The sequence below is a fragment of the Lentzea terrae genome, assembly GCF_003265345.1.
GTDB lineage: Bacteria > Actinomycetota > Actinomycetes > Mycobacteriales > Pseudonocardiaceae > Lentzea > Lentzea terrae.
The window spans coordinates 125,719-136,125 of sequence record NZ_QFWW01000012.1; the positions used below are offsets into that span (position 1 = coordinate 125,719).

General features: G+C 67.5%; 11 protein-coding genes. 6 read left to right on the forward strand and 5 right to left on the reverse strand.

Going from position 1 to position 10,407, the window contains the following annotated elements:
- Positions 1-11 precede the first annotated feature (11 nt).
- Entirely contained in the window at positions 12-218 is a 207-nt protein-coding gene (locus DI276_RS18525) for a hypothetical protein (RefSeq protein ID WP_157984795.1), read from the reverse strand.
- Positions 219-397: 179 nt separating this feature from the next.
- On the opposite strand from DI276_RS18525, the gene DI276_RS18530 reads away from it, so the two are divergent.
- Entirely contained in the window at positions 398-712 is a 315-nt protein-coding gene (locus DI276_RS18530; protein ID WP_112264963.1) for a hypothetical protein, read from the forward strand.
- 21 nt (positions 713-733) lie between these two features.
- On the opposite strand, the gene DI276_RS18535 is transcribed toward DI276_RS18530, so the two are convergent.
- From DI276_RS18535 to DI276_RS18550, 4 genes are all read right to left on the reverse strand, one after another.
- On the reverse strand, positions 734-3,364 hold the full coding sequence (locus DI276_RS18535) for a helix-turn-helix transcriptional regulator (protein WP_112264965.1): 2,631 nt from the start codon (positions 3,362-3,364) through the stop codon (positions 734-736).
- Between the two features lie 153 nt (positions 3,365-3,517).
- The gene (locus tag DI276_RS18540) at positions 3,518-3,805 is read right to left on the reverse strand and encodes an SH3 domain-containing protein (RefSeq protein WP_112264967.1); all 288 of its coding nucleotides are present in this window, start codon (positions 3,803-3,805) and stop codon (positions 3,518-3,520) included.
- Between the two features lie 199 nt (positions 3,806-4,004).
- Positions 4,005-5,228: an NADP-dependent isocitrate dehydrogenase gene (locus DI276_RS18545; protein WP_112264969.1), complete on the reverse strand. Its 1,224-nt coding sequence runs from the start codon at positions 5,226-5,228 to the stop codon at positions 4,005-4,007.
- Between the two features lie 79 nt (positions 5,229-5,307).
- Positions 5,308-6,150: an SDR family NAD(P)-dependent oxidoreductase gene (locus DI276_RS18550; protein WP_112264972.1), complete on the reverse strand. Its 843-nt coding sequence runs from the start codon at positions 6,148-6,150 to the stop codon at positions 5,308-5,310.
- Positions 6,151-6,264: 114 nt separating this feature from the next.
- On the opposite strand from DI276_RS18550, the gene DI276_RS18555 reads away from it, so the two are divergent.
- The 5 genes from DI276_RS18555 (at position 6,265) to DI276_RS18575 (ending at position 10,331) form a co-directional block, all read left to right on the forward strand.
- Positions 6,265-7,071: a metal-dependent hydrolase gene (locus DI276_RS18555; protein ID WP_112264974.1), complete on the forward strand. Its 807-nt coding sequence runs from the start codon at positions 6,265-6,267 to the stop codon at positions 7,069-7,071.
- Positions 7,072-7,221: 150 nt separating this feature from the next.
- Positions 7,222-8,676, forward strand: coding sequence for a PHP domain-containing protein (locus DI276_RS18560; RefSeq protein ID WP_232836748.1), 1,455 nt, complete (start codon positions 7,222-7,224; stop codon positions 8,674-8,676).
- Entirely contained in the window at positions 8,673-9,155 is a 483-nt protein-coding gene (locus tag DI276_RS18565) for a hypothetical protein (RefSeq protein ID WP_232836749.1), read from the forward strand. The genes DI276_RS18560 and DI276_RS18565 overlap by 4 nt, the downstream gene beginning before the upstream one ends.
- Positions 9,156-9,166: 11 nt before the next feature.
- On the forward strand, positions 9,167-10,111 hold the full coding sequence (locus DI276_RS18570; RefSeq protein WP_112264978.1) for a ribose-phosphate diphosphokinase: 945 nt from the start codon (positions 9,167-9,169) through the stop codon (positions 10,109-10,111).
- A 1-nt stretch (position 10,112) separates the two neighbouring features.
- A complete protein-coding gene (locus DI276_RS18575; RefSeq protein WP_112264980.1) occupies positions 10,113-10,331 on the forward strand; it encodes a DUF2695 domain-containing protein in 219 nt (72 codons plus the stop codon).
- The last annotated feature ends 76 nt before the right edge of the window (positions 10,332-10,407 follow it).

Consider the following 10,407-nt stretch of genomic DNA (forward strand, 5'->3'; position numbering starts at 1 on the left):
GACCGAGCAGCCTACTTGGACGCCAGTCCCCAGGGCTTCGGGTACTCGGCGCCGCAGCCGGCGCAGTGCGCGGTCAGGTCCAGATAGCCGACGAGAGTCGCCATCTCGTCGCGGGGCAGCGCGAGCTGGCGCTGACCGTCGATCTCGGTGTAGAGGCCCTGCCACTCCGGCTCGCAGGAGCATTGCGTGACGCTCCTACCTCGGCCCCACCGAAACATGTTCCGCAGCATGCCCCCAAGTTTGCCATACGCCACCGAAGTCGTTGCCCAATGCAAAGCGGCACTTCGGCGGAAACGAACAGTTCAACGTCAACTCTTGAGCGTGCGGATTCCAATGAGCCAGATTTCCACCGGGCCCAGCAACTCTCCCCAAAGCACGAAAGCATCAAGGAGAACAAATGAACGCGATCAAGGGTGTTCTCGTCGGTCTCGCCGCCACCGCCGTGCTCTTCGGCGGTGGCGCCCAGGCCGTCGCCGCCCCGGCGACGACGCAGTCGACCGAGGCGGCGGCGAAGGTGACCGGCGAGGTCGTCGCGGTCGTCAAGGGCAAGTCCATCAAGGTGCGCGTCGACGCCTCCACGACGGTGGACGTGGACTACGACCTCAAGAAGACGATCGTGTCCGGCGAGCTGAAGGTCGGCGCGTCGGTCGACGTCAACGGCAAGAAGGTCGGCGGCAAGATCGTCGCGTCGGGCATCATCGTCATCAAGTAGTCGCGTTGGAAAAGGCCGGCCTCATGCGCCGGCCTTTTCCAGTGCCGCGGCCAGGTCACGTCGTCCGGAAATGCCCAGTTTTCGATATGCGCGGGTCAGGTGGAGTTCCACGGCTCGGGGCGTGACGAACAGCTCCGCCGCGATTTGCCGGTTGGTCAGGCCCAGCACGGCCCGGCGCACGATGTGGTCCTCCTGCGCGGTCAGCACCGAACCCGACGGAGTGCGGGCCGGACGACCTCCCGCCGCGCGCAGCTCTCGTGCCGCGAGGCCCATCAACGGGATCGCACCGCACTTCTTCGCCACCTCGTGGCCCTGCCGCAACGCCGCCAGCGCCTCGGGGCCACGGCCGCCAGCACGCAGCGCAACGCCCCAGTCGACCAACGCGCGCGCCAGCTCCAGTCGAGCCGGCGAGGCCCGCAACGTCGTCACGGCCTCCTCCAGCACCGCCACACGACCCGACACGACACCGGAAACCCGCAGAGCCACGCCGATCGGCACGGCGAGTCCCCAGTCGCGGGCCAGTTCCAGCTCCTGCGCGGCCAGGCGCACGGCCTGATCCCGTTCCCCCAACGCCAAGTGCGCCAACGCTGCGTGCGAACGCCACGGCTGCAACGACGGGTTGCGAGCGCCGCGGCGTTCCAGCCGGCGACCGCAGTCGAGGTGATCGCGCAAGGCAGCCGCAGGGTCGCCGAGGGCCATGTGCAGCCGGCCTCGTTGGTGCAGAAGTGCGTGGTAGTGCGCGTATTCGGGCAGGTCGCCGACCAGCTCGCGGTCGCGCACGAGCCGCAGCGCCGACGTCGTGTCACCGGTGTCCACCCACGCGCCGACCAGCCCGGCAACGGCGACCACCACGTTGCCGTCCTGGTTGGCGCCCAACGCATCCAGCTTCTCCAACGCGGTCATGCCGTGCTGTTCCGCGGCGGGCAACGCCCCGAGCCGCCGAGCAACGTGACACCGCAGCCCCTGCACCAAAGCCGCGCACACGGCCAGATCGCGCTCGGCCGTCACCCGCAGCGCCTCGTCGCACTGCCGGTCGGCCTGCTCGTACTCGTCGATGCCGATCAACGCCACGATCAGGTGGGCGAAGGAGAACTGGTCGATCAGGTCACGCCCGATCTGCAGCGGCAACGACGACTGCACGCGCCGGCGGGTCTCCCCCAGGTTCGCGCCGATCGTGGCGCCCCGGTACGCCAGCAACGTGTTCAGGAACCGCTCGTTGCGCGCCGAAGTCATCCGCGAACCGCTCAGCCGCGCGATCCGCGTCTCCACCTCACCGGAGAAGAACGACTCCTCCAGCCCCAGCGACAACGCGTACAAGTCCAGCCGTTGCGCCAAATCCGCGTCGACACCGGACACCCGCGCGATCACCGACTCGACCTTCGCGACCGCGTCCCGGTACATCCGCCGCCCGGCGAGGTCGTAGGCGAGCAGCAACGCCATCCGCCCCTCGGCCAGCACGTCCATCGACGCGCTCGCCGCCTTGTTCAACGACGCGAGCGCCGCGCCGGGGTCGACCAGCGACTGCGCCTCGCTCAGCTCGACCAGCACCTCGCCGCGCAGGTCGTCCGGCAGCGGTTCGCGCAAGAGCCTGCGCAGACAGGCGATCGCCTTGTCCGAAGTGGACCGGCGGGCCGCGATGCGCAGCACGTCCCGCACCCAGTCCTCGCCGATCGGTGCGGCCTCCAGCAGATGCGCAGCCACGTCTTCGACCGGCGCCTGGTCGTCGTGCCGGAACCGCGCCGCCCGAGCGTGGATCGCCGCCCGGTCCAACGCGGTCGTGCTCTGCGCCAACGTCGTCAGCACCATCGGCACACCCGCGAAACCCAAGCCGCTCAACGCCCGTGCTGCGTCGACCGCCTCCCGCGGCCCCAGCCCGGCAGCCGCACCGGCCAACGCCAGATCGGCCTCGCCCAGCACCGCGAACGACCGCGCCAGCGCGACCACCTGCGGGCCTGCCTGTGCGAGCCGGGCGACCAGCTCCCCCGAGCGTTCCCCGAGGTCGCGAGGGCGCAGACCTAGGAGATACGGGTTGCCGCAGGTCGCCACCCGCCAGTCGGCGACCACCTCGTCCGTCACACCACTCGAAAAGATCGTCCGCAGGAACCTCGCGCACGCCGGCTGGTCGAGCCCGGTGAGCCGGACGCGCACAGCGTCACCGATCACCTCGCGCAGCAACGGCGTGGCGTCCACGGCGAGCCCGCGCGTCACCACCACGGCCACGGGCAGCTCGCCCAACCGTCTTCGCAGGTACGACAGGAAGTTCAGGGACGGCACATCGGCCTGTTCCAGGTCGTCCACGGCCAGCAGCACCGGTGAGCCGACGGCGACCTCGCGCACCAGGCGGTGCAGCCGGTGCATCGCGGCCTGGTCGGCGTCACCGTCGAGGATCTCGTCGGCCTCGCTCTCGAAGAGCTGCGCGACCACCCCGAACCGGAACCCGGACTCCGACGCCGAACACTGCGCGCGGAAGACCTCGAAGCCGAGCTCGCGCGCCATCCGCACGGTCTCGGCCAGCACGGACGTCTTGCCCATGCCCACGCGACCCTCGACGCAGACGACGGACGGCGCGCCCAGAGCCGCCTCGTCGAGCGCCCGCCGGAGCACCGTCAGCTCGCGCTTGCGGTCGGACACCACGGAACTCGTGACCGCCACCTGAATACGCCCCTTCGCCGCAACGCAGATCGAACACGTGGCGGCGCGTTCTGGGCCGTACTGCCTAGTCCAGCCAGCTCAATCCTATGGATGGCCACCGGACCTGGAAAGGCCTTTCCGAACCCTGAAACACCTGGAATTTCGGAGCGTCCCTCACGTGCAGGTCGAGTCGCTGGTGAGTGCGACGAACTGCGAGCTGACCCAGCGCCGGTCGCTCAGCATCCGGTACCCGTTCTCCACCCGCGGCTGGGCGTCCGCGACGGCGTCGCGCGGCATCGTCGAGACGATCGGCTGCATGTCACCGGGCCCGGACCGGACGTTGAGGATGTCCGCGGTCACTGTGATCTTGCAGATCTGCGCGCTCTTCTCGCTGTTCATCGGCTTGCCGCCGTTCGAGAGGTACATCACCCCGGCGACCCCGAGCACGCCAATCACGATCATGCCCCTGACGGGAACACCCAACATCGCCGCCTCCGAAAAACCGCACAGCCCTGGAGCTGCAGATATAGCGGCTGGAGAACCCTTGCGGAGGCCTCGGCGCGGCAACCACCCGCAAGAGGAACCGACCGGGTGACGCACAACGCGAAAGGCCACCCCGGCGTGACCGGGGTGGCCTTTCGGACGTACTCGAATCAGGCGATCAGAACGACGCCATCTTCTTCTTGAGGTTCTCGTCCAGCGCGGCGAGGAAGTCCTCGGTGGTCAGCCACGCCTGGTCCGGGCCGACGAGCAGGGCGAGGTCCTTGGTCATCTGACCGGCCTCGACCGTCTCGATCACGACCTCCTCGAGCGCCTCGGCGAAGCGGGTCACCTCGGGGGTGTTGTCCAGCTTGCCGCGGTGCATGAGGCCACGGGTCCACGCGAAGATCGACGCGATGGGGTTCGTGGAGGTCGGCTTGCCGGCCTGGTGCTGGCGGAAGTGCCGCGTCACGGTGCCGTGCGCGGCCTCGGCCTCGACGGTCTTGCCGTCCGGCGTCATCAGGACCGACGTCATCAGGCCGAGCGAGCCGAAGCCCTGCGCGACCGTGTCGGACTGGACGTCACCGTCGTAGTTCTTGCACGCCCAGACGTAGCCGCCCTCCCACTTCATGGCCGCGGCGACCATGTCGTCGATGAGGCGGTGCTCGTAGGTGAGGCCCTTGGCGTCGAACTCCGCCTTGAACTCCTCGTCGAACACGCGCTGGAAGATGTCCTTGAAGGCGCCGTCGTAGGCCTTCAGGATCGTGTTCTTCGTCGACATGTAGACGGGGTAACCCCGCTGCAGGCCGTAGGAGAACGAGGCGCGAGCGAAGTCCTCGATGGACTTGTTGTAGTTGTACATGCCCATCGCCACACCGCCCTCCGCCGGGAACTCGGTGACGACGTGCTCGATCGGCTCCGAGCCGTCTTCCGGCTGGAACTTGATCGTGAGCTTGCCGGCGCCGGGCACCTTGAAGTTGGTGGCCTTGTACTGGTCACCGTGCGCGTGACGGCCGATGATGATCGGCTTCGTCCAGCCGGGGACCAGCCGCGGGACGTTCGAGATGATGATCGGCTCGCGGAAGACGACACCGCCGAGGATGTTGCGGATCGTGCCGTTCGGCGAGACCCACATCTTCTTCAGGCCGAACTCCTCGACGCGCGCCTCGTCCGGCGTGATCGTGGCGCACTTGACGCCGACGCCGTGCTTCTTGATGGCGTTGGCGGCGTCGATGGTGACCTGGTCGTCAGTGGCGTCCCGGTGCTCGATGCCCAGGTCGTAGTACTCAAGGGTGACGTCCAGGTACGGGTGGATCAGCTTGTCCTTGATGAACTGCCAGATGATCCGGGTCATCTCGTCGCCGTCGAGCTCGACGACGGTGCCCTGAACCTTGATCTTGCCCATAACTCCGGGCGCTCCTCTCGCGACGATGCAAGCAAGACAAGCGTACTGGTAAACCGCCGAGGTGTGCCTGCGACCCTGGTTACACCGATTCAGGGTCGAAGTCCGTCGAACGGCTCACGTGCTCCCACTTGTCGATTTCAGCGTTCCGTGCCTGGTCGGCCATCCGGACCATGTCCACCGCGTCACTGCCGAGCAGCAGACTCAGCGGTGGTTCGTCCATGGCTACCACGTCGAGCATGACCCGCGCGGCCTTGGCCGGATCACCAGGCATGTTGCCGTGCGCGCCACGCATCATGTCGAGCATTGCCCCGACAGAGGGAACGTAGTCCTCTCCCGGCTCGGTCACCACCAGAGAGGGGCCGGTCCAGTCGGTCTGGAACCCGCCGAGCTCGATGATCGTCGCTTTCACCCCGAACGGCGCGCACTCCGCGGCCAGTGACTCGGTGAACCCGCGCAGCGCGAACTTGGCCATCACGTACGGGGCGAGCCCGCCACCGAACGCCATGTGCCCCGCGGTCGAGCCGACCTGGAGGAAGTGACCGGACCGCTGCTCGTGCAGGACCGGCAGCGCGGCCTTGGTGACGTTGACGACGCCCATGAGGTTGATCTCCAGCTGGTCGCGGAAGTCGGCCTCCGAGCACTCCTCGATCGACGTGACGCGACCGGCGCCCGCGTTGTTCACGACGACGTCGAGCCGGCCGAACTCGCGCACCGCGGTCTGCACGGCGGCTCTGGCTTGTGCGGCATCACGCACGTCGAGTGCAACAGATCTGACCCGGTCGCCGTGTTGAGAGACGAGGTCGTCGAGATCACGCGGGTTGCGTGCGGTCGCGACGAGCCGATGCCCGGCAGCGAGAACGGCTTCCGCGGTCTTGCGTCCGATACCGCGGGAACTGCCGGTGATGAGCCAAACCTGGGCCATGTCCGTGCTCCATTCGTCAGGGATCAGTTGTCCGGACATATGGAGTTTCGGCTCAGGCGCCTGATACCTACGGCTACTGTTCCAACCATCGGGTGATCATCAGAAGGGACATAAGTGTCAACTGGGCCAACACATGCGATGAGCGGGCTGCTCGCCTGGAGCGCCGTCACCGCACTCGCGTCGAGTCACCCGATCGGCCAGCTTTCGCCGCAGAGCTGGGCTGTTGGCGCGGTTCTTGCCACTGGAGCAGCACTTCTGCCCGACCTCGACCACCCCGGTTCGACCATCTCGCGCACGTTCGGAGCGTTGAGCGGCGGCCTGTCCGCAGGCATCAACGCGGTGAGCAGCTTCGTGTACCGGACGACGAAGACGAAGAAGGATTCCAAGCGAGACGGCGGACATCGCGGTCTCACACACACGATCGTCTTCGCGTTGTTCGCCGCCCTCTTCACCACCGCGGTCGTGCAGAACAGCCAGAAGTGGGCGCTCCCAGTGCTCATGTTCGTGTTCGCGGGTTTGGCCGTGCGCGGGATCATGAACGACTGGAACCCCAAGCAGGACGCGTTGATGATCACCGCCGTGTCCGCGGGCGTGACGTGGGCGATGATCGCGTGGACCGCGCAGACCAACGCTTCCGCTGCGGCGTGCGGAATCGCGGTCGGTGTCGGGTGCGTGGCGCACTACATCGGTGACGCGATCACCGAGCAGGGCTGCCCGATGCTGTGGCCGGTGCCGATCATGGGCAAGACGTGGTTCCCGGTAGCCCCGCCGAAGATCATGCGGATGAAGACCGGCGGCGTCGTGGAGATGGCGATCGTGGGGCCGGTGGTCACGATCCTGTCGATCTGGCTGGGACTCGCAGCACTGCAGGGAACAGGCGCGTTGCCGTTCCTGGACTGGGTGGACCTGCTTCCGATCTAGTGTTCGTCCGCCAGCCATTCAGCGGCTACCTGCGTCTCACCCGATCGGTCTAGCCTCCACGGACCCCGACCAGTCGTGTGGAGGATCAGCGTGTCCGAAGTAGCCCGCAGACGCTTCTTGCAAGGCGCAAGTGCGCTGGGTGTGGCGGGAATGTTGGGGACGGGGCAGGCCTCCGCGTCTTCTGCTGGCCGCTATCACTGGCTGTCCGGCGACCACCACACGCACACGCAGTACTCGTACGACGGCATGTACACGATCGACCAGCAGATCCGCGGCGCGTTGCGGCACGGCACGGACTGGCTCGTGATCACCGACCACGGACACGCGTCGCACGAGGCACATTCCGTCGAGGCGACCGCGGCGGACATTCGCCGGGCGCAGCAGAAGTTCCCGCAACTCCTGCTGTGGCAAGGCATGGAGTGGAACGTCCCCGGCGCCGAGCACGCGACCCTCTTCTTCGAGGACTGCCGCGACGAAGCCGGTGTGCTGCGCGACTTCGAGCGGCAGTTCGACTGGCGGCTGAACGGCGCCGAGGCGTCCAATCCCGCCAACGAGCGCAAGGCGCTGGACGCGATCCGCTGGCTCCAGACCAAGATCCGCAACGGCACCATGAAGTCCGCGCTGGTGTTCGTGAACCACCCGATGCGCAACGGCCGCGTGGCGCCGTACGAACTGCGGAACATGCGCGACCTGGCCCCCGACATCGTTGTCGGCATGGAGGGCGCGCCCGGTGCGCAGGGCGACGGCGACCCGTTGCGCGGTCCCGGCGGCCACCGCGGCGGCTACGCGAACAGTCCCGGCTCGAACTCGTACGCGGCCTACCCGCCGGAGGCCTACAAGACCTACGGCGGCTTCGACTGGATGACGGCGAAGCTCGGCGGCGTCTGGGACTCGCTGCTCGCCGAGGGCCTCGGCTGGTGGATCACGTCGAACTCCGACTCGCACTTCAACTCGCGCGACACGATCGTCCGCGTGCCGGAGCCGGGCAACCAGTTCGACCTCTTCGGCAAGCACCTCGACCCGATCGACGCCGGCCCGCCGCAGGTGTCGCCGCCCTATGTCGACTTCTTCCCGTGCGAGTTCTCGCGGACGGTCGTGGGCGCGACCCGCCGAACCCGCGGCGCCGTGATGGAGGGCCTGCGGGCCGGAAGGGCATGGGTTTCGCACGGCGGGCTGGTCGACGACCTGCGGTTCTCGGTGTTCGGCACCGGCGGCGCCGCCACGCTGGGCGAACGGCTGCGCGTGCGACGTGGATCCGACGTGACCGTGCTGGTCAAGGCACGTTTGGCGACCCGTCCGAACAGCGCGGGGTTCATCCCGCGGTTGCGCCGTTTGGACCTCATCAAGGGTGCGCTAACCGGTCGAACGTCGTCTGAAACGTTGTCCACGCCACATGTGAAGGTCGAGCGATCTTACGAGCCTCGCTGGCACTATGCGGTCTTCACGCACACGTTCCGCAACGTCCGGGAGCCTTTTTACCTCCGGTTGCGCGGAACCGACGGCAACCGCGGCGCGTTCGAACCGCAGGCGGACACTCCGGGAGCCGCGAACCCGTGGGAGGACCTGTGGTGCTACACCAACCCGATCTTCGTGGAGGTCAGGTGACCAGCACCTTCGTCGGCATCGACGCCGGCTACGAAAACCGCTGGGAAGCGGAGAAGATCGCCCTGGAGCTGCACGACACGCTGCTGACCACGGCCCGAACGGTCGTGGTGCACGAGGTCGAGTCGCACTACGCGATGTCGTTCCTGGTACCGGTACCCCCGTCCGACGCAGTGGTGAACTCACTGGTCGAGCAGGGTTTCGGGGTGGCTGTCCGCGGCGCCTCGTCAGGGCGGTTGGTAGGACCGGAGGCGCTGCGAGTCGGCGCCTCCGTTGCTGCCGAGGCCCACCAGTACCGCCGCGAGGGGCGCGCTCTGCGGTTCCAGGGACAACGGTCGTTGCGCGGCCGTCACGGCGTGTCGGACATCCTCGCGTTCACGGCCATAGAGGCCGTTTTACCGCGTGGCGTGCACACCGTCGACACGCGCGGCAACCTCACCCCGTTCTTCCAGGACGGCAAGTTGGTGCTGGTCATCGACTAGGTTCTCCGGGTGTGCGTGACATCGCTGTCTTCAGTGGTTCTGCCCACCCGTCCCTCGCCGAGGAGATCTGCCGTCATCTCGGCGTCGACCTGTCGCCCAGCCGCCTGACCCGGTTCGCCAACGACTGCCTCGAAGTGCAGCTGCAGGCGAACTGCCGGGAGCGGGACGTGTTCCTGATCCAGCCACTGGTGCCACCGGTGCAGGAACACCTCGTCGAACTGCTGCTGATGCTGGACGCTGCCCGCGGTGCGTCGGCGGCACGCACGACCGTTGTGCTGCCGCACTACGCCTACGCGCGCTCGGACAAGAAGGACGCGCCGCGGATCTCGATCGGCGGCCGGCTGGTTGCCGACCTGATGGTGGCTGCGGGTGCGTCGCGTGTCCTGGCGATGACGTTGCACTCGCCGCAGGTGCACGGGTTCTTCTCGGTGCCCGTTGATCACCTGCACGCTCTTCGCGAGCTGGCGGCGCACTTCTCCGCCCACGACCTGTCGAACACTGTTGTGGTGTCGCCGGATCTCGGCAACGCCAAGGAGGCTGCGCACTTCGCGCGGATCTTGGGACTTCCCGTCGCCGCTGGGGCCAAGCAGCGGTTCGCCGACGACAAGGTGTCGATTTCCACGGTGATCGGTGACGTGGCCGGGCGCGACGTGATCGTGCTGGACGACGAGATCGCCAAGGGATCGACAGTGATCGAACTGCTGGACAAGCTGCGTGAGCGCGGGGCCGGGTCGATTCGGGTCGCCTGCACGCACGGGCTGTTCTCGTCCGGCGCGTTGGATCGGCTCCAAGCTTTTGACGACGTGCTGGAGATCGTCGCCACCAACACCGTGCCGATCCCCGCCGAGAAGGTCGTGCCGAAGTTGAAGGTGCTGTCGATCGCGCCGGCGATGGCCGAGGCGATGCGGCGGATCAACGTCGGCGAGTCGGTGTCCACGCTCTTCGAGGCGCCCTGACGTGGCCCGCCTGACCCGCGCGCAGCTCACAGATCTGGTCCAGTTCGTCGATGCGCTCGTGGCCGAGGAAGGCTGCGACCACAAATTTCGCCACACACGGCGTTGGGCGGACGAACAGCGCCTGGCGTGGAACCCGATCGCCAACGCACTGGAGGAGCTCGGCGGCTTCTGCGACTGCGAGGTCGTCATGAACTGCGGCCCCGACAACGTGTTCGACTGATATGTAGTGGCCTCGTGTCAAGGGGCAAGGTGAGGCGCCCGCAAGGATGTTCCTGGCGGGCGCCTCGTGCTTCGTC

Excerpts from the sequence above, each read along its gene's own strand:
- DI276_RS18540 (WP_112264967.1), bottom strand. The coding sequence starts at position 3,805 with ATGATCGTGATTGGCGTGCTCGGGGTCGCCGGGGTGATGTACCTCTCG.
- DI276_RS18545 (WP_112264969.1), bottom strand. The coding sequence starts at position 5,228 with ATGGGCAAGATCAAGGTTCAGGGCACCGTCGTCGAGCTCGACGGCGAC.
- DI276_RS18530 (WP_112264963.1), top strand. The coding sequence starts at position 398 with ATGAACGCGATCAAGGGTGTTCTCGTCGGTCTCGCCGCCACCGCCGTG.
- DI276_RS18525 (WP_157984795.1), bottom strand. The coding sequence starts at position 218 with ATGTTTCGGTGGGGCCGAGGTAGGAGCGTCACGCAATGCTCCTGCGAG.
- DI276_RS18560 (WP_232836748.1), top strand. The coding sequence starts at position 7,222 with ATGTTGGGGACGGGGCAGGCCTCCGCGTCTTCTGCTGGCCGCTATCAC.
- DI276_RS18550 (WP_112264972.1), bottom strand. The coding sequence starts at position 6,150 with ATGGCCCAGGTTTGGCTCATCACCGGCAGTTCCCGCGGTATCGGACGC.